This is a genomic window from Nocardia sp. NPDC052566, assembly GCF_044547285.1.
GTDB lineage: Bacteria > Actinomycetota > Actinomycetes > Mycobacteriales > Mycobacteriaceae > Nocardia.
Genome location: NZ_JBIUAF010000002.1, coordinates 1,069,974 through 1,088,775 on the forward strand (window position 1 = coordinate 1,069,974; position 18,802 = coordinate 1,088,775).

The 18,802-nt window shown below is 67.7% G+C and carries 16 protein-coding genes; 11 read left to right on the forward strand and 5 right to left on the reverse strand.

From position 1 onward, the window contains the following. Positions 1-215 precede the first annotated feature (215 nt). The gene (gene lepA, locus ACIG5A_RS11885) at positions 216-2,063 is read left to right on the forward strand and encodes a translation elongation factor 4 (RefSeq protein WP_397240154.1); all 1,848 of its coding nucleotides are present in this window, start codon (positions 216-218) and stop codon (positions 2,061-2,063) included. Between the two features lie 105 nt (positions 2,064-2,168). Beyond that, positions 2,169-2,735, forward strand: coding sequence for a Uma2 family endonuclease (locus ACIG5A_RS11890; protein WP_397240155.1), 567 nt, complete (start codon positions 2,169-2,171; stop codon positions 2,733-2,735). A gap of 75 nt (positions 2,736-2,810) precedes the next feature. Here ACIG5A_RS11890 and ACIG5A_RS11895 read toward each other — a convergent pair whose 3' ends face one another. From ACIG5A_RS11895 to ACIG5A_RS11905, 3 genes are all read right to left on the reverse strand, one after another. After that, on the reverse strand, positions 2,811-3,128 hold the full coding sequence (locus ACIG5A_RS11895; RefSeq protein WP_397240156.1) for a hypothetical protein: 318 nt from the start codon (positions 3,126-3,128) through the stop codon (positions 2,811-2,813). A 128-nt stretch (positions 3,129-3,256) separates the two neighbouring features. Beyond that, positions 3,257-4,546, reverse strand: a complete 1,290-nt coding sequence (locus tag ACIG5A_RS11900) for a sensor histidine kinase (protein ID WP_397240157.1) — start codon at positions 4,544-4,546, stop codon at positions 3,257-3,259. Continuing rightward, the gene (locus ACIG5A_RS11905) at positions 4,543-5,235 is read right to left on the reverse strand and encodes a response regulator transcription factor (protein ID WP_397240158.1); all 693 of its coding nucleotides are present in this window, start codon (positions 5,233-5,235) and stop codon (positions 4,543-4,545) included. The genes ACIG5A_RS11900 and ACIG5A_RS11905 overlap by 4 nt, the downstream gene beginning before the upstream one ends. A gap of 361 nt (positions 5,236-5,596) precedes the next feature. Between ACIG5A_RS11905 and ACIG5A_RS11910 the strand changes: the two genes are divergently transcribed. Continuing rightward, complete coding sequence (locus ACIG5A_RS11910; protein ID WP_397240159.1) at positions 5,597-7,849, forward strand: hypothetical protein; 2,253 nt, start codon at positions 5,597-5,599, stop codon at positions 7,847-7,849. A 69-nt stretch (positions 7,850-7,918) separates the two neighbouring features. After that, the gene (locus ACIG5A_RS11915; RefSeq protein WP_397240160.1) at positions 7,919-9,724 is read left to right on the forward strand and encodes a dynamin family protein; all 1,806 of its coding nucleotides are present in this window, start codon (positions 7,919-7,921) and stop codon (positions 9,722-9,724) included. Between the two features lie 7 nt (positions 9,725-9,731). Here the strand turns inward: ACIG5A_RS11915 and ACIG5A_RS11920 are convergent, their stop codons facing one another. After that, positions 9,732-11,735, reverse strand: a complete 2,004-nt coding sequence (locus ACIG5A_RS11920) for a glycoside hydrolase family 15 protein (RefSeq protein WP_397240161.1) — start codon at positions 11,733-11,735, stop codon at positions 9,732-9,734. 82 nt (positions 11,736-11,817) lie between these two features. Here ACIG5A_RS11920 and ACIG5A_RS11925 point away from each other — a divergent pair, with 82 nt between their 5' ends. Then, positions 11,818-12,075 (forward strand): hypothetical protein, encoded by a 258-nt coding sequence (locus ACIG5A_RS11925; RefSeq protein WP_397240162.1) that lies wholly within the window; start codon positions 11,818-11,820, stop codon positions 12,073-12,075. Positions 12,076-12,152: 77 nt separating this feature from the next. Here the strand turns inward: ACIG5A_RS11925 and ACIG5A_RS11930 are convergent, their stop codons facing one another. After that, positions 12,153-13,220: a M48 family metallopeptidase gene (locus ACIG5A_RS11930; RefSeq protein ID WP_397240163.1), complete on the reverse strand. Its 1,068-nt coding sequence runs from the start codon at positions 13,218-13,220 to the stop codon at positions 12,153-12,155. A 106-nt stretch (positions 13,221-13,326) separates the two neighbouring features. On the opposite strand from ACIG5A_RS11930, the gene ACIG5A_RS11935 reads away from it, so the two are divergent. The 6 genes from ACIG5A_RS11935 (at position 13,327) to ACIG5A_RS11960 (ending at position 18,386) form a co-directional block, all read left to right on the forward strand. After that, a complete protein-coding gene (locus ACIG5A_RS11935) occupies positions 13,327-13,416 on the forward strand; it encodes an Ms4533A family Cys-rich leader peptide (RefSeq protein WP_309546086.1) in 90 nt (29 codons plus the stop codon). 203 nt (positions 13,417-13,619) lie between these two features. Continuing rightward, complete coding sequence (locus tag ACIG5A_RS11940; protein ID WP_397240164.1) at positions 13,620-14,666, forward strand: sulfate ABC transporter substrate-binding protein; 1,047 nt, start codon at positions 13,620-13,622, stop codon at positions 14,664-14,666. A gap of 81 nt (positions 14,667-14,747) precedes the next feature. Further along, the gene (cysT, locus tag ACIG5A_RS11945) at positions 14,748-15,548 is read left to right on the forward strand and encodes a sulfate ABC transporter permease subunit CysT (RefSeq protein ID WP_397240604.1); all 801 of its coding nucleotides are present in this window, start codon (positions 14,748-14,750) and stop codon (positions 15,546-15,548) included. Next, positions 15,545-16,351: a sulfate ABC transporter permease subunit CysW gene (gene cysW / locus ACIG5A_RS11950; RefSeq protein WP_397240165.1), complete on the forward strand. Its 807-nt coding sequence runs from the start codon at positions 15,545-15,547 to the stop codon at positions 16,349-16,351. The genes cysT and cysW overlap by 4 nt, the downstream gene beginning before the upstream one ends. Continuing rightward, complete coding sequence (locus ACIG5A_RS11955) at positions 16,348-17,343, forward strand: sulfate/molybdate ABC transporter ATP-binding protein (protein WP_397240166.1); 996 nt, start codon at positions 16,348-16,350, stop codon at positions 17,341-17,343. Before cysW ends, ACIG5A_RS11955 begins: the two co-directional genes overlap by 4 nt. A 419-nt stretch (positions 17,344-17,762) precedes the next feature. Continuing rightward, entirely contained in the window at positions 17,763-18,386 is a 624-nt protein-coding gene (locus ACIG5A_RS11960; protein ID WP_397240167.1) for a hypothetical protein, read from the forward strand. Positions 18,387-18,802 lie beyond the last annotated feature (416 nt).

The window sequence follows — 18,802 nt, forward strand, 5'->3', positions numbered from 1 at the left end:
ATCGATCGGCCGGCCCGATGCGGGCGGGCCCGGCCCCACATTGCCGCACTCGACTAAAGGGCTGGTTCGGAAGACACTCGAATTTCGGTGGGGCCGCGTGGAACTCGCTGTCCGCGGCCGCGATCGCGACCCTCGGCGTCCGACCTGCGGTCGGTGCTCGCCCGGACTCATGGGATCATGGACAACGCCGAATCCTCTTTCCGACCAGGAGCCACGTGCCTAGCTTCGCCGACACGACGTTCACCGATCCGTCCAGGATCCGGAACTTCTGCATCATCGCGCATATCGACCACGGCAAGTCGACGCTGGCCGACCGCATGCTGCAGCTCACCGGTGTGGTCGAGGAGCGGGCGATGCGCGCCCAGTACCTGGACCGGATGGATATCGAGCGCGAGCGCGGCATCACCATCAAAGCCCAGAACGTGCGGTTGCCGTGGAAAGTCGACGACACCGAGTACGTGCTGCACATGATCGATACCCCCGGCCACGTCGACTTCACCTACGAGGTGTCGCGTGCGCTGGAAGCCTGTGAGGGCGCGATTCTGCTGGTCGACGCCGCGCAGGGCATCGAGGCGCAGACGCTGGCGAACCTATACCTGGCGATGGAGCGGGACCTGACCATCATCCCGGTCCTGAACAAGATCGACCTGCCCGCCGCGGATCCGGACCGCTACGCCGCCGAGATCGCGCACATCGTCGGCTGCGAGCCGGAGGACGTGCTGCGCGTCTCGGGTAAGACCGGTGTCGGCGTCGCGGAACTGCTGGACAAGGTGATCGCGGAGGTCCCGCCGCCCGTCGGCGCCGCCGACGCACCCGCGCGCGCCCTGATCTTCGACTCGGTCTACGACACCTACCGCGGCGTGGTCACCTACGTGCGTGTGGTCGACGGCAAGCTGACCCCGCGCCAGAAGATCAAGATGATGTCCACCGGCGCGCAGCACGAGCTGCTGGAGATCGGCATCGTCTCCCCGGAGCCGAAACCCACCCAGGGCCTCGGCGTCGGTGAGGTCGGCTATCTGATCACCGGCGTGAAGGACGTGCGCCAGTCCAAGGTCGGTGACACGGTCACCACCGCCCGCGACGGCGCCGCCGAGGCGCTGGCGGGCTACCAGGAGCCGCGGCCGATGGTCTACTCGGGTCTCTACCCGGTCGACGGCTCGGACTACCCGAATCTGCGTGACGCACTGGACAAGCTGCAGCTCAACGACGCCGCGCTGACCTACGTCCCGGAGACCTCGGTCGCGCTCGGCTTCGGATTCCGTTGTGGCTTCCTCGGTCTGCTGCACATGGAGATCACCCGCGAGCGGCTGGAGCGCGAGTTCGGCCTCGATCTGATCTCCACCGCGCCCAACGTGATCTACCGCGTGGAGATGGAGGACGGCAAGGAGTACACCGTCACCAACCCCTCGTACTGGCCGGAAGGCAAGGTGCGCCAGGCTTTCGAGCCGGTCACCAAGTGCACCGTCATCGCGCCGAGCGAGTTCATCGGCACCATCATGGAGCTGTGCCAGGCCCGGCGCGGTGAGCTGCTCGGCATGGATTACCTGTCCGAGACCCGGGTGGAGATGCGCTACATGCTCCCGATGGCCGAGATCATCTTCGACTTCTTCGATTCGCTGAAGTCGCGTACCCGCGGCTATGCCAGCCTCGATTACGAAGAGGCGGGCGAGCAGGCTTCGGCGCTGGTGAAGGTGGACATCCTGCTTCAGGGTGAGGCCGTGGACGCGTTCAGTGCCATCGTGCACAAGGACGCCGCGCAGCCCTACGGCAACAAGATGACCACCAAACTGCGCGAGCTCATCCCGCGCCAGCAGTTCGAGGTGCCCATCCAGGCCGCCATCGGCTCGAAGATCATCGCCCGCGAGAACATCCGCGCCATCCGCAAGGACGTGCTCGCCAAGTGCTACGGCGGCGACATCAGCCGCAAGCGCAAACTGCTGGAGAAGCAGAAGGAGGGCAAGAAGCGGATGAAGACCATCGGTCGCGTCGACGTCCCTCAGGAAGCCTTCGTCGCCGCGCTGTCCTCGGACGCGTCGTCCGACAAGCCGAAGGGGCAGAAGTAGTTCGCCGGTCATGCACCGCTCGGCGGACTACGGGATAATGCCTTGTAGTTGAACACTTATGAGGCATGATCCCGTGTCATGCGGAGCGGGACCGAGGAGGCGGAAATGGCCACACTGCCGTACGGAGCGGAGTACGCTCCCGGCGGGCTGACCGTCGACGACGTTCGAGCGGGATACGACCCAGGATTCCGGTACGAGCTCGAGGATGGGGTAGCCGTGATGATGGCGTCGGCGTCGACGTGGCACAACCGTGTGCTGCGCCGCCTCACCGTCGCTATGGAGACGGCTTGCCCGCCGGATCTGTCGGTCGAGATGGAGCAGGCTGTCGAGATCACCCGCGATTTCGCGCCTGAACCGGACATCACGGTCATCGATGCGTCGGCAGCTCGGCCTGAAGAGAATGTCTATCCGAAATCTGTTGTGCATCTGGCTGTCGAGATCGTCTCGCCCGGCACACAACGCAAGGATCGTGTCAGGCGCCCGCTGGACTACGCCGAGGCAGGCATTCCGTTGTACTGGCGGATCGAGTCGGAAGACGGTGAACCGGTTGTGTATGCCTACCGACTCGACGGTGCTACCGGCGCCTATGTGTCGACGGATGTGCATCGAGGCCACTTGCGGACCTCTGAGCCATTCCCGATGGACATCTCCTTGAAGGACCTCGGACGCTGAGCTGGTCTGCCGGTCGATAGACCAGTACTCGGCCGAGTCCGGACTCGGCCGAGTACTGGCGCATCACAGGGGGATTCAGGCGCTGGCGCTGCTGCCCGTATCGAAGCCCGCGCTGCTGCCTGTGCTGCTGCCCGTGCCGGGGAGGAACGGGTGGGCGGGGGAGATCCGCTGGGCCGGAACGTGATCCGGGTAGGTGGGGCCGATCAGGGTCACTGTGTCGCCCGGGCCGGGGGTGAAGTCCGGGGCGTGGGTGGTGACGGTGCCGTTGTTCGGCGTGACGATCGGGTCGGCGGAGGCGAGGCTCGCGCCCGCCAGGACGGCGGCGCCCGCGACGGCGGTTCCGGCGATTATCGCGGCGAGCCTGGCCTTGCTACGTCCGATACGTGCGGTCATGAGATTCTCCTGTTCGATCGTGCCGTCCCGGGTGGGCGACGTGATCGAAGGTAGGAGCGAGATCTTCAGCGACCGTTGAGCAATCGTTAGAGGTTTCTGAAACCTCTACGCGCCGAGTGAGTTTCGCCTCAATCCGGCGCGTGCGCGCGGATGCGCACGTGCAGGCGGGTGCCGCCGAGCGGGCTCGGTTCGAGTGTGGCGGTGCCGGAATGCAGTTCGGCCTGCTGGCGGATCAGGGCGAGCCCGAGGCCGGACCCGGGGGAGCCGGGGCGTTTGGCGAAGCGGTCGAAGGCGGTCGCGCGCAGTTCGTCGGGTATCCCGGCACCGTCGTCGTCGATGTGGATGTCGACCGCGTTCTCCGGGCCGGGATCGGCTGTGACGGTGACGGTTTCGGCGTTACCGTGCTGGATGGCGTTGGCGACGGCATTGGTGACGATCAGCATGAGGCCGCCGGGCAGACCGGTGATGGGGGTCGGCGTGCACGCGGTGAGCTCGATGCGCACCTTCGGGTGACGGCGCTTGGCGTCGTGTACCGCCCGATCGAGGGTTTCGCAGAGCTCGAACTCCTCGAAGGCGTCGGATTCGGTGAGATCGCCGACGGCCAGGCGTTCCAGATCGGTGAGGGTGGTCTCGATCTGGCGTTCGGTGATCAGCACGTCGGACAGGATCGCGCCGCGCTGATCGGCCGGAATGTCCTTGGTGGCAAGGACTTGCAGATCGGTGCGCAGCGAGGTGAGCGGTGTGCGCAGTTCGTGCGCGCAGACGGCGGCGAAATCCCGGGCGCTGGCCAGCGCCCGGTTGGTCGCGGTGTGCGCGGCCTCCAGCCGCGACAGCATCCGGGTGATGGCGTCGGAGAGCTCCTCGGCCTCGCGGGCGCCGCGGCCGGACAGCGGTGGCAGCTTCTCCAGTGTGTCGATGCCGTGGGTGGCGGTGGCGAGCCTGCGCAGCGGTCGCGCGGCATAGCCGGCCAGGAACCAGCCGAGCACCGCGGCGAGCAGCACACCGGCGATGCCGATGCCGACGCCGATGAACTGACTGCGTCGAATGGCGGCGTCGACCCGGTCGCGGTCCGGCTGCAGCGCGACGACCACGCCGGGCAATCCTTCGACGGTGGCCAGCGACTCATCGCCGGAGGTGGTCGCGGTCGCCGGGCCGCGCGTGGCCGGAGCCTGTGTCTGCCCCGGTGCCTTCTCCGCCGCGTACGGTGCGTCGGTCTGCGGCGAAATCGCCGGTGCCGGAACAACTCCGGCGGGTGCGGCGACACTGACCCCGATCGAGGACACCGTATCGTCGAACTGCCGCTCGCCCGTCGTGCCGAGCAGCGCGGTGTAGGTGATGCCGAGGGTGAGCGCGACAAGCGCCGCCACCGCCCCGGAGACCAGGGCGACGCGGGCGCGCAGCGAGGGTGACCTTTTCATGGTTGTTCCCGTAGGACGAAGCCGACGCCGCGCACGGTGTGCACCACCCGCGGCGCGGCGTGTATCTCCAGCTTGCGGCGCAGGTAGGAGACGAAGACGTCGACCACATTGGTGTCGGTGGCGAAGTCGTAACCCCATACCGCGGACAGGATCTGCTCGCGGCCGAGCACGATGCCCATGTTCTCGGCCAGCAGTGCGAGCACCTCGAATTCGCGCTTGGTCAACTCGACCGCCTCGCCCGCCACCAGCACCCGGTGCCCGGCCAGGTCGACCTGCACCTGACCGACCCGGATGACCTCGCCCGCCCGCTCCGGCACCGCCGCCCTGCGGCGCAGCAGCGCGTGCAGCCGGGCGACGAGCTCGCCGAGGTCGAACGGTTTGGTGAGATAGTCGTCGGCGCCGCGCTCGAGCGCGGCGATGCGATCGCTGACGGCGCTGCGCGCGCTGAGCACACAGATCGGGATGTCGTTGCCCATCGCGCGCAGTGCGGTGACCACGCCGACGCCGTCGAGCTGCGGCATGTTGACGTCGAGCACCATCGCGTCCGGCGCGGTGCTGCGGACCATACCGAGCGCCTCCGCGCCGTCGCTCGCGGTGACCACCTCGAAGTCGGAGAGTTCGAGCCCGCGGCGCAGCGAGGCGAGCACGCGAACCTCGTCGTCCACGACCAAGATCCGGTGTCCGGTCATGATGCCAACCCTAGTGCTCCCTACGACGCTCACCGGCCAGGTTGTCTGGCGCTACTGACGGTAGCGGGCGGAACTTCAGTGTCTGTTGAGCAATTGTTAGAGAAGTCTGTGTTCTTGCCGGTGCACCGGTTATCAACTTGCGCGCGGCACCGTCCGGCAGGAAAGGTGGTGGCCGACAGGACACTGCTGAGTGGGCGTCCAGTCCGGAACCCTGCAGAAACTAGGGCTTCCGTTCTGTATTCCCGGATGGCAGGGTTTCCAGAGGATGTGACAGCCGAGATTTCCCGAAATATCGTTAGGTGATCTTCACCCGGTCGACCCGGCGTGTGAGGATGCTGGATTGGCGAGAGTGGAGCTTCTGATGACGCGTGACCTGCCCTTCGAAGATGGTGAGGACATCGATACGGGCGATCGCGCGGGCGACACCGCCTATCGGGTGGCCAACGGCGTCGCGCGTGTCGCGCGCGCGGGCGCGTACGTCACCGGCGGCGCCCTCGTCGCCAGCAATGCCGGCGGCACACCGTCGCATCCCGGTTCCTCCCGGCTCGACAGCTGGAGCACCGGCTGGGCAGGCAACGGCGATCCCGAGCCCAACACGCCGAGCCCGGTGGTCACCTTCCCGGACCCGGCCCCCGATACCTCACCGGCCCCGCATTCCTCGGCGCCGCAGCAGGTGACGCACGGCGCCAACCCCGGCCTCGGCCTGCCCGGCCACGCCGTCGGTTCCGGCGCCGCGAGCCTGCCGCTGCCCGGTTTCAACGGCACCGATGCCGGTATCCCGATGCCGGGCGCCCACGGTGACCCCGGCATACTCTCGGTGCCCAGCCTCGGCGTCCCGAGCATGCCGACGCACACCGGCACTCCCGGTTCCGGTGGCATCGGCTTGCCCGACACCTCGCACGGCGGCCACTCCGGCGGCATCGGCTTCCCGGATGCGAACATCGGTCTGCCGGGTGGCGTCGGCATTCCGGGCATCCCCAAATTCGGCGACACCGGCGACATCGACGCGCCAGGCGGCTTCGGCCTGCCCGGCCACGGACTCGGCCAGGCGGGCCACGGCTTCGGCCTGCCCGGCACCAGCGGATTCGTCGCGCCGGGGCTGAATCCGGTCGCACCGGGCACGCCGGTCGACGACTCCGCCGCCAACCACCTCTTCGACGGGATCGGCAACGGCGCGGGTCAGGGCATCTTCCTCGGCACCCAGCTCACCGTCGACGCGGGTATCGGCCCGAACGGCGTGTACGTGCACACCGATCTGAAGGTGGACTTCGCGGTCGGCAACGTCGGCAATCAGCTCGACAATTTCTCCGACCTGCTCAACAGCGGTGTGCAGTTGCCAGGCAACGCCGCGCGGAACGGGCTGGATCAGCACAACTCGCAGAGCGGCCTTGGGACACAGAGCAATTCGGGTCTGGGCAGTGGCTCGGGTCTCGGCACCGCCGGCCCGTCCGGCATTGCCGCGCCGCAGCCCGCCGCGCTGCCGACCCCCGCGGCTCCCGCACCGCAGCCGCTGTCCGCCGTCGCGCCCGCGGTGGTACCGGTCGTTCCGGTCGTCGCACCGCCCGCCCCGGTCACCCATGCCGCGCAGCCGGTGGTGGCCACGCCGCTGCAGACCACCATCCAGCCGGACGTGGCGACCACGCCGGTGGCGAATGTGTTCCAGGCGCCCGCGGGTCCTTCGCCGCTGACGGCCCCGGCCGCCGCGGTCCCCGCGCTGTTCGACAACGCCCGCCCCACCCCGGCGAAGCCGACCACGGTGGTCGACACACACGTCACCGATCCGGGGACCAAGCCGGGACAGGTGGTGACGCCGAGCACGCAGCCGCACATCCCGACTCCCGTTCCGGTGACAGGGCAGCCGTCCACCGCCGTCCCGACACCGCCCGTGACCCCGCCCACCGTGCCGGATGTCACCAAGCCCGGTATCCCCGGCACCACTCTGCCGAAGCCGGGCACCACCACCGGCCAGGACGGGAACGTCACCAAGACGCCGCCCACCACCGGCAATCCGGGCACCGGAACCCCGAGCACCGGCACCGCGCCGTCCACCCTGCCCGGGACCGACGACGACCTGCCGAGCACGGGCAGCCCGGTAACCGGCAACCCGACCACCGGTGATCACTCCGCGCCGAGCACGGGTAGCCCGAGCGTGCCGAGTACCGGCAACTCCGCGCCGACCACCAACCCGAGCGTGCCGACGCGGGACATCCCGACCGCGACGGACCCGACCAATTCGATTCCCGACCAGACGCACGGCGGCGGCGTGACCCAGCAGCCGCCGGTGACGCAGGCGCCGGTGACCCAGCCGCCCGTGGTCGACACGAATCCGGGTGGCGTGCACGCGCCGGTCACCCCGCCGCCGACCCACTACGTCCCGCCGCCGACCGGCCCGGACTACTACCCCAAGCCGGGCCGTCCGATCGCCGACGACCGTCCGGTGTATCAGGATTCGGCACATGTGGTCCCGGTGGCCCAGTACGTCCCGCTCGCCGAGGATCACGCCGGGCTCGCGGCCATGTCGAACGACGGCCTGTCCGGTGGTCTGCTGCCGGATCAGTCCTTCGCGGGGGCGCACCACGCCGAGCCGGGTCTGCTGGATTCCTCGCTGCTGTAGCCCGGCGGCCCGAATGTGCCGTCGCGGAGTGTTTGTCATGTGAATTGTGAACCAGGGTAAGGAGGAGGGTTGTCTGCCGCAGCCGGGCTGAAGGCCGCGACGGTGAAACATCCGGACGCGATGGCACCGGTCATCCGACTTCTCGACGAACTGCGGGAGCTGACCCGATCCGCCGGCCGGGACGATCTCGGCGGCCGTCTGAGCATGGTCCGGGCCAGGGTGAGCGATCCACGGGTGCGCCTCGTTGTGGTCGGTGACCCCAAGAACGGCATGAGCACCCTGGTGAACAGCCTGGTCGGGGCCGAGGTCAGTGCCACCGACAGTGCGCTGAGCGCACCGGTGATCGTCGAGTACGGACCCGAGCCGACCGCGACGCTGGTGCGCACCACCGGTTCCGGGCGCACCGAGCGTCAGTCGGTGGATCCGCTCGATCCGGCGCCAGCGCTGAACGCCGAAGGCGTGATCCGCGCCGAATTCACCGAGCCGAGCGCGCTGCTCGCCGACGGCATCGTGCTGATGGACGCGCCGGGCGGGCACACCGAGGACAACACCACCTGGTCGATGATCGCCGCCGCGGACGCCGTGCTCTACGTCGCGGCCGCGGGCACCGAGCTGACCACGGAGCAGATCGGGTATCTGCAGCGCATCCAGCAGATCTGCCCGACCGTCATCTGCGTGCTCAACATGATCGACATCTACCCGCAGTGGTCCCATGTCCAGCAGCGCAACCGCGATCTGCTCGACGCGTCCGGCATGGGTTTCGCGGTCGCGCCGGTTTCCGCGCTGCTGCACCGCCAGGCCGCGTCGGCGGGCAACTACCAGCGCGATGTCGAATCCGGTGTGCCCCAGCTCATCGATCACCTGCGCGACTACGTGGTGGCCCGTGCCGATACGGTCGCACTGGACGCGGCGGTGCGCGATATCCGCCTCGTCATCGACCATCTGGCACTCGGGCTGCGCAGTGAGGCCGAGGCACTGCGCGATCCGCGGCGGCGTGCCGAGATCACCGCGGCGCTGTCCTCGGCACGCGCCGAGGCCGATCAGCTACGCCAGCGCACAGCGAACTGGCAGGTGACGCTGATGGACGGCAGCACGGAGCTGATGGCCGACATCGAACACGATCTGCGCCACCGGCTACGCAGCCTGGTCCGCGATGCCGAGACCGAGATCGGCAAGACCGATCCGGCGCGGCGATGGAAGGATTTCGGCGCCGACCTCGACGCGCGCATCGCCGAGGCGGTGGAAGAGAACTTCGTGATGGCGCACTACCGCTCGGTGGAGCTGTGCGAGCAGGTGGCCGCGCGCTTCCCGGCCGATCACCGCACCCCGCCGCTGCCGGATCTGCGGCTGAACAATCCGGGGGAGGCGCTGGAGCCGGTGCAGCCGCTCGAACCGCTGGAGAGCGCGAAAGCCGGTGTGACGCAGCAGTTCCTGTCGGGTCTGCGCGGTTCCTACGGCGGCATCCTGATGGTCGGCCTCGCCACCAGCCTGATCGGCATGTCGCTGGTGAACTGGTATTCGGCGGGCGCGGGCGTGCTGCTCGGCGTCAACGCGCTGTGGGACGACCGCAAGAGCCGCAAGACGCGCCGCAGGGCCGAGGCCAAGGTCGCGGTCTCCCGGCTGATGGACGATGTGATCTTCCAGGTCGGCAAGGAATCGCGAAATCGCCTGCGCGCCATGCAGCGCGCGCTGCGCGATCACTTCACCGATATCGCCGCCGAGGTGGCCCGCGCGACCGACGAGGCGCTGCGCGGCGCCGAGGAGGCCTACGCCAAGTACGGCGACCACGGTAAGGACCGGGTCGCCGATCTCGACAGCAGGCTCGCCGCGCTGCATGCGTTGCGCGAGCGCGCCGATGCCTTGGCGCCGGTGTAATCCTTTCTCACACAGGGTGATTCGCTGGCGTGTGCGCGGGCCGGAACCGTCCGGCCCCGTTCGTCTGCTCGGCCCTGATCACGTGGGTGACCGCATTGATCAGGGCCAGGTGGGTGAACGCCTGCGGGAAGTTGCCGAGATGGCGGCCGCTGCGCGAATCGATCTCCTCCGCGTAGAGCCGTAGCGGGCTGGCGTAGCCGAGCAGCCGCTCGCACAGATGCCTGGCCCGTTGCAGCTCACCGATTTCCACAAGCGCCGACACCAGCCAGAACGAGCAGATCGTGAAAGTGCCTTCCGCGCCGGTCAATCCGTCGTCGGTGGTCTCGGTGCGGTAGCGCAGCACCAGGCCGTTCTCGGTGAGCAGATCGGCGATCGAGAGCACGGTGGCGCGCACGCGGTGGTCCTGCGGCGGCAGGAACCGGGTCAGCACCACGAGCAGCAGTGACGCGTCCAGGGTGTCGCCGCCGTAGGTCTGGGTGAACACGCCGTTCGCGTTCACCCCATGGGTCAGGATGTCGTCCTTGATCTCGTCGGCGATCGCGTACCACTCGGTGGCGCGCTCGTATTGGCCGTGGATCTCGGCCAGCTTCGCGCCGCGGTCGAGCGCCACCCAGCACTGCACCTTCGACGAGGTGAAATGCTGTGGCTCGCCGCGCACCTCCCAGATGCCGCGGTCGGGTTCGCGCCAGTGCGCGATAGCGGCGACCACCTGGCGCTCCAACAAGGGCCACAACGTTTCCGGCACCTGCTGGCGTGACTTCACGTGCAGATACACCGAATCGAGCATGGTGCCCCAGATATCGTGCTGATCCTGGTTGTAGGCGCCGTTGCCGATGCGCACCGGGCGTGCGCACTCGTAGCCCGTCAGATGGTCGAGCGCCGATTCGGTGATGGTGCGCTCGCCGCCGATACCGTAAAGCACCTGCAGCGCAACGGGTTCACCGTCGTCACCGGTGGTGGCGTCGTTGAGGAAGGCGAAGAAGTCGTCGGCCTCGCGATCGAGGCCGAGGGTGTACAGGCCCCACAGCGCGAAGCTGGAATCGCGCACCCAGGTGTAGCGGTAGTCCCAATTGCGTTCGCCGCCGGGGGTTTCCGGCAGCGAGGTGGTCGCCGCCGCCATCAGTGCGCCGGTCGGCGCGTACGTGAGGCCCTTGAGCGTCAGCGCGCTGCGCTGTAAGTAGTTGCGCCACGGGTGATCCGGGAAGTTGCCGAGGGTGATCCACTGCCGCCAGCACTCGGTGGTCATCCACATCTTCTGCGCCGCTTCCTCATAGGTGCGCGGCGCGGGCAACTCGGACCAGGTGAGCGCGACGAAGACCTCGTCGCCCTCCTTCATCCTGGTGCGCGCGCGTGCCTCCCTGCCTTCCAGCCCGAGGCGCAGGTCGGTGGTCAGTACCAGCGTCGGGCAGGTGCTCGCATCGCCGGTGCAGGTGGCGGTGGCCTCCTCGTAGACCTTGCCCGTGTACTCCCAGCGCGCGCCCGCCCGGTGGTAGTCGAAGGCCGGTTCGCAGCTCATCTCCAGCTCGACCGTGCCGTTCACGCATTTCACCGTGCGCAGCAGGATGTGCTCGGCGTCCCAGTCCTCCGGGGTGCGCCGGTGGGTGCGGCTGCGCTGATCGTTGTTGTGCCACGGGCCGAGCACCAGCGCGTCGCGCACGATGAGCCAGCCGGTCGCGGTCTGCCAGGTGGTCTCCAGGATCATGCCGCCGGGCAGGTAGCGGCGGGCGGCAGGCACGTTGACGCCGTACGGGCCGATCCGGAAATGCCCCGCGCTGCGGTCGAGTATCGCCCCGAAGACGCTCGCCGAATCCGGTCGCGGCACGCACATCCACTCGACCGCGCCGTTGCTGGCGATCAGGCAGCTCGTCTCGCAGTCGGACAGGAAGGCATAGTCGTCGATGGGCGGGAAGGCGGCGCGGTGGCCCATATCACCCAGCGGGCTGACCAACGGCAGGTCCGCGGGCTCGTCGAGCACGGCGGGATCGGTGGCGCCATCTTCGGAGTAGGCCATTCACCCATCTTCGGCCCGCCGCCGCCTGCCGTCCACCGAACGCGCGAGTGAACTCCGCTCGGTCGGCTACTAGGCTGGGAGGGTGCATCAGATCGCGGGTTGGTGGGATGGCGTAGAGCTGTGGGTCGCGGGATTGCCCTTTATCCCGCAGTTCCTTGTCGTGCTGGTCGGCATGGTTCCGGTCAGCTTCGCCATCGCCTTCGCGCTCGATCGGCTGTTGCGCGTCGTGATGCGGCTGCTCGGCCGCGATCACGCCGCTCAGCCGCCCGCGGAGCTGTTCATCCCCGATACGCTGCCCGCCGTCGAACCGCGGACCGTCGTGCAGAGCGGAGCGCGCTGATGCCTCGTTCACGCGTTCAGCTCGCCCTCATCGCCCTGATCGTCCTCGTCGTGCTCGCCTGGCTGATCAGCCGCTGATCAGGAGTTCTCGCTGTCGCCGCCGGTGCGCCAGTCGTTGAACCGCTTGCCGATCTTGGAGACCGCGTCGCCGACCTCCTGGCCGACGGTGTTCACCGCCGACCCGACGTCGCGGCCGAGGTTGCGCACCGTGCGGATCAGCGGATCCTCCGACTGGTCGAAATTCTGCTTGTAGGTGCGCGCGGCCTCCTTGATCTCGTCGCCGATCCTGGCGTGCTTGTCCTGGTCGCGGCGCGGGTAGTCGCCGCCGACGATCCGCCCGTACTCACCGGACTGGATCCAGCGGCGCAGCTCCGCGGCGCGCAGCACCGAGAACGGATGCGACTGCAATTCCAGGTTGAGCAGCTTCAGCACGCCGTCGCGCAGATCGCCGGAGCGCTCGTAGTCGTCGGCCTGCTCGAGGAAGGCACCGTGGTTCATCTCCTTGATCCAGGTGCCGCCCGCCGTCTTCATGTGCACCCGCACCGAGGCGTCCACGTCCTGGCCGCAGAGCAGCCCCGCGCGATCGCCGGACAGCTCCGATTTGCGGCTCCACTCCATCAGCGCGGCCACGATGGCGCGTAATGCCCAGCCGCCCACCGGCATCCAGCCGATATTCGCCGAGAGCTGCAGCAGATGCATCAGCATGGTGCGGTACACCGCGTGCCCGGACAGCGCGTGGCCGAGCTCGTGGCCGATGACGAAACGCAGCTCCTCGGTGTCCATCAGATCGATCAGGCCGGTGGTCAGCACGATGAACGGCCGGTCCATGCCGATGGTGAAGGCGTTCAGCCGCGGATCCTGCAGCACGAACATCTCGGGGGTGGTCTTGGCGTCGAGGATCTCGACGCAGTCCTGGCGCAGCTGGTGCAGCGAGCGGAACTGGCGCTCGTCCACCCGTACCGCGGTGGCCAGGTACAGCAGGCGGTGCTGACGCTCCTGCAGCAGGCCGGACAGCGTGCGCAGGATGGTGTCGAAACCGGCCAGCGAGCGCAGCGTCACCAGCGCGGTGCGGTCGGCCGGATGCTCCCAGGTGCGGGTGCTGATTCCGGGAAAACGGGTGCGGACCCGATCCGGGCTGGTAGTCATGGGATGAAACCCCCCTCTTTCTGCGACTCTGACCGCTTCGCGCGACCTGTAAGCAGTCGCCAGCGGCAATTCGGATTCGTATCGAGTGCTCTGCTACAGTCTGCCCGTGTCTTCGAGTGCCGTCCCGCAGGTCCGCCATGAACTGGCGTTGATCGCTGTCGGCAATCTCGCTGTCGCGGACATTCTCTGTCGCTGATCGGCGACCCGGGAAGTTCCGCGCGTCCTGCCTCGTAGACTGGCGTGCAACCTTTCGCAGATCTTCCCGACCACGGCGGCCATCGGCCGATAGTCGCGCCACTGCCGCACCAACCCCGGCGGCAGGTCTACCGATCAGCACAGTCTTATCCGTCGGCATCGCCGCTCCCGGCATCGACGGTCCGTACGAAAGGCACCACCCCCATGTCTCGCAACACCTGGCTCTCCTCGCGCCGTCGCCACGCCGCCGTCGCCCTCACCGCGCTCGCGGCGGTCGCTCTCACCGCGTGCGGCGGTGGAGCCAGTGACAGCACCAGCGACAGCGGCAACGACAAGAGCGGCGGCACCCTCAACCTGTACGGCTACGCGGTGCCCAAGCCCGGCTTCGACAAGGTGATTCCGGAGTTCAACAAGACCGAGAAGGGCAAGGGCGTTCAGATCCTCGGGTCCTACGGCGCCTCGGGTGACCAGTCGCGCAAGGTCAAGGACGGCGCCGAGGCCGATATCGTCAACTTCTCGGTCGAGCCCGACATCACCCGTCTCGTCGACGCGGGCCTGGTGGACGCGAGCTGGAATGCCGACGCCACCAAGGGCATTCCGTTCGGCTCGGTCGTCGCGATCGTGGTCCGCAAGGGCAACCCGAAGGGCATCAAGGACTGGGACGACCTGCTCAGGCCCGGCATCGAAGTGGTGACGCCCAACCCGTTCAGCTCGGGCTCGGCCAAGTGGAATCTGCTCGCGCCGTACGCGGCCAAGTCCGACGGCGGCAAGAACCCGCAGGCGGGCCTCGACTACCTGAGCCAGCTGATCTCCAAGGATCACGTGAAGGTACAGCCGAAGTCGGGCCGCGAGGCCACCGAGACCTTCCTGCAGGGCACCGGTGACGTGCTGCTCAGCTACGAGAACGAGGCGATCTTCTCCGAGCGCAACGGCGACAAGATCGAGCACTTCATCCCGCCGGCCACCTTCAAGATCGAGAACCCGGTCGCGGTGCTCAAGACGAGCAAGCACCCGGAGAAGGCCGCGGCCTTCCGCGACTTCCTGTTCACCACCGAGGGCCAGAAGGCTTGGGCCGCCGCCGGATTCCGCCCGGTCGATCCGAAGGTCGCCGCCGACTACGCCAAGGACTTCCCGACGCCGCAGAAGGTGTGGACGATCGCCGATCTCGGCGGCTGGAAGACCGTGGACAAGGAGCTGTTCGCCGCGAACACGGGCTCGGTCGCGGTGATCTACGACAAGGCCACCAAGTAAGCACAGGGATACTAGGTCACTGTGACAGACAGTAGTAACGCCGGGACCGGGACCGCTCCCGGTAAGCGCCCCTGGTCTTGGCTGCGCGTGACCGGTTCGGTCGGTCCGCTCGGTATCGCCACCGCGGTGCTGTGGCTCAGCATCATCGTGCTGCTGCCATTGGCCGCGCTCACCGTCACCTCCTTCGACGAGGGCTGGTCCGGCTTCTGGGAGGCGGTCACCGCGCCCGCCGCGCTCGACTCGCTGCGGGTCACCGTGTTCGTCTCGGTGATCGTCGCGGTGCTGAACGTGGTGATGGGCACGCTGATCGCCTGGGTGCTCGTCCGCGACGAATTTCCCGGCAAGTCGATCGTCAACGCGCTGATCGACCTGCCGTTCGCGCTGCCGACCATCGTGGCGAGCATCGTGCTGCTGTCGCTCTACGGCCCGCAGAGCCCGATCAATATCCACCTCAACGCCACTCAGCCCGGCCTGATCGTGGCGCTGGCGTTCGTGACGCTGCCGTTCGTGGTCCGCTCGGTGCAGCCGGTGCTCATCGAGGCCGACCGCGAGGTCGAGCAGGCCGCGCTCTCGCTCGGCGCGGACAACTGGACCACCTTCCGCCGCATCGTGCTGCCGACGCTCGGGCCCGCCGTGATCAGCGGCGGCGGCCTCGCCTTCGCAAGGGCCATCGGCGAATACGGTTCGGTGGTGCTGATCGGCGGCAACATTCCGCGCGAGACGCAGATGGCCTCGCAGTACATCCAGCAGCAGATCGAGATCGACCGGCCGATCAACGCGGCCGCGGTCTCGGTTGCGCTGCTGGCGATTTCGTTCGCGACGCTGCTCGTGCTCCGCCTGTTCGCCGAGCGAAGCATCCGCAAGGAGCAGGAGGCGCGATGAATCTGTCTTGGCCAACCCGTATTTCGCTGCGGGTAGTCGCCCTCGGGTACCTGTTCATCCTGCTGGTGCTGCCGCTGATCATCATCCTGTGGCGCACCTTCGAAAAGGGGATCGGCGCGTTCATCGATTCGATCACCACGCCGGCGGCCATCTCCGCGTTCCAGCTGTCGATGCTCATCGTGGCGATCGTGGTGCCGGTGAACGTGGTGTTCGGCGTCGTCACCGCGCTGGCGTTGGTGCGCGGAAACTTCCCCGGCCGCAACCTGGTTCAGGGCATCGTCGACCTGCCGTTCGCGGTGTCGCCGGTGGTGGTCGGCGTCTCGCTGATCCTGTTGTGGGGCAAGAACGGCTGGTTCGGCGGCGTCGAAAACTGGGGCTTCAAGGTAATTTTCGGACTGACCGGCATGGTGATCGCCACCATCTTCGTCACGCTGCCGTTCGTGGTGCGCGAGGTGGAACCGGTGCTGCACGAGATCGGTGACGATCAGGAGCAGGCCGCTGCCACGCTGGGTGCGTCGCGGTGGCAGACGTTCTGGCGCATCACTCTTCCCGCGATCCGCTGGGGCCTCGGCTACGGCATCGTGCTCACCGTCGCCCGCTCGCTCGGCGAATTCGGCGCGGTGATCATGGTCTCCTCGGCGCTGCCCGGTATCTCGCAGACCCTCACCCTGCTGGTGCACGGTCGATACATCAACGACCACAACACCTTCGGCGCCTACTCGGCGGCCACCCTGCTGATGGGCATCGCCCTCGTCACCCTGCTGTTGATGACCCTCCTCGAACGTAAGCGGGGCACGAAGTGATCACCGTAACCAACGCGAAGAAGAACTACGGCACCTTCGCCGCACTAGACGATGTCACCATCGACATCCCGTCCGGCGAGCTGACCGCGCTGCTCGGCCCCTCCGGGTCCGGCAAGTCGACGCTGCTGCGCTCGATCGCCGGGCTCGAATCGCTGGATTCCGGCATCGTCACCATCGCGGGCAACGACGTCACCCACGTGCCGCCGCAGAAGCGCGATATCGGCTTCGTCTTCCAGCACTACGCCGCGTTCAAGCACATGACCGTGCGCGACAATGTCGCGTTCGGCCTGAAGATCCGCAAGCGCCCCAAGGGCGAGATCAACAAGCGGGTCGACGAACTGCTCGGCATCGTCGGCCTCGACGGCTTCCAGCACCGCTATCCGGCGCAGCTGTCCGGCGGTCAGCGCCAGCGCATGGCGTTGGCCAGGGCGCTGGCCGTCGACCCGCAGGTGCTGCTGCTCGACGAGCCGTTCGGCGCACTGGATGCCAAGGTGCGCACCGATTTGCGGACCTGGCTGCGGCGGCTGCACGAGGAGGTGCACGTGACCACCGTGCTGGTCACCCACGATCAGGAGGAGGCGCTCGACGTCGCCGACCGGATCGCGGTGATGAACAAGGGCCGCATCGAGCAGATCGGCAGCCCGGAGGACGTCTACGACCGCCCGGCCAACGAATTCGTCATGTCCTTCCTCGGCGCGGTGGCCCGGCTGAACGGCCATCTGGTGCGGCCGCACGATATTCGCGTCGGGCGCGATCCGAGTATGGCGCTCGCCGCGCACGAGGGCACCGCGGAATCGGCCGGCGTCACCCGTGCCACGGTGGAACGCGTCGTCCATCTCGGATTCGAGGTGCGGGTCGAGCTGCGTAATGCCGCGACCGGTGATCTTTTCGCCGCGCAGGTGACGCGCGGTGATGCCGAGGCGCTGCGGTTGTCGGATGGGGAGACGGTATACGCGCGTGCCACGCGCATTCCCGAGCTGCCCGCCAACTAGCCGGTTACGGCGTAATACGGCTATTTCGCTGATTCGGAAAACTAATTCGCCGTGATGCTTGCATTCCCGGTCTGCTTAGTATTTTCCCAGCTAGATGGCATGATGCCGCATTGACCTCGGTTCGATGTGATCGGCGACACGCCGTAGTGAAATGAGCATATATCCGATTTACATGTGGTCGAATATGCCCCATGACAAACGAGTGAACCCGATGTTTTTCGGAAAGTGATCTCGTCGCGGCCCCTCGGGTGGCCCTGCCTCGACTCGCCGATTGTGGCGAGTCTCCCCAATAATTCGCCAGACCCTTTTCGCGTGCGCGGGGAAGGTGTGCGCTGAGTGGGGCGATGGCGCCTGTCCAGAATGCATGGAGAGCCATGTCGACACGAATACACGGTTTATTTTCTGCTGCCCTCTGCTGTGTGATCGTCGCTTTCTCCGCGAATTCGGCCGACGCCGCGGCGCCGGTATCCGACGAATGGATCGAGTTACCGGTGCCCCAGGTATCGGTCCAGGAGCGGACGCTCGAGGTGCCCGTCGTGGTGCCGAGGACCGCCGCTCCCGCCCCGGTCGCACCGCCGTTGCCGCCCGACCCCTACGCGGGCGTGACGATGGGCCACCTGCTGCCGATCGGCGTCGAGGGCTATCAGCAGCGGTTCGAGCCGAGCCCCGAACAGCTCGAAAATGCAAGGCGCATAGTGGAAATCGTGAAACAGCGGCGGATGCCCGCCTATGCGGCGGTGATCGCGCTCGCCACCGCGCTGCAGGAATCGACGCTGCGCAACATCACCGATCCGGTCGACCACGATTCGCTCGGCCTGTTCCAGCAGCGCCCGTCGGCCGGATGGGGCATGCCCGAGCAACTCACCGATCCGCACTACGCGACCACGATCTTCCTGGATGTGCTCGAGCGCAAGGCGCCGGACTACATGATCGTCCCGCTCTGGCAGGCCGCACAGGCCACGCAGAGTTCGGCGTTCCCGACGCTGTACGCGCAGTGGCAGGAGCAGGCGGCGCATATGGTGCTGGAGATCCTCACTCGCTGAGGGGTTGCCGATCTTGTGCTGGCTGTCGTGCCCGCGGCGGATCAAATCCGTCGCGGGCGCGGCGCGTCCTGCGTGTCGGTGTCGCCGCGGCGATCCTCCGCCGCGCGTGTCCGCATCCGGCGCGGCGTGGCGCCCGCTCGCGTACTGGACGGTTCTTAGTGCGTTGCGCGGCACCGGCTTAGGGGTTTGTTAGGGGGCGTTGCCGCACGTGGAGACGGGTAGGCGCGCCGTCGGAGCGGTTCGGCGAACAATGCGGGGCCGATACCGAACTTCGGCCTGCCGCAGGGGAATCCGGCAAATCGACACCCTACGCGGGCGGGCAAGCCAACGATCTTGTCCAGCAACGGGAATCGGCAGCGGCGGGGTGCGGACAATGTGGTGTCCGGTGGTTGGCAGGCGAGTCGCGGAGTGGTTGC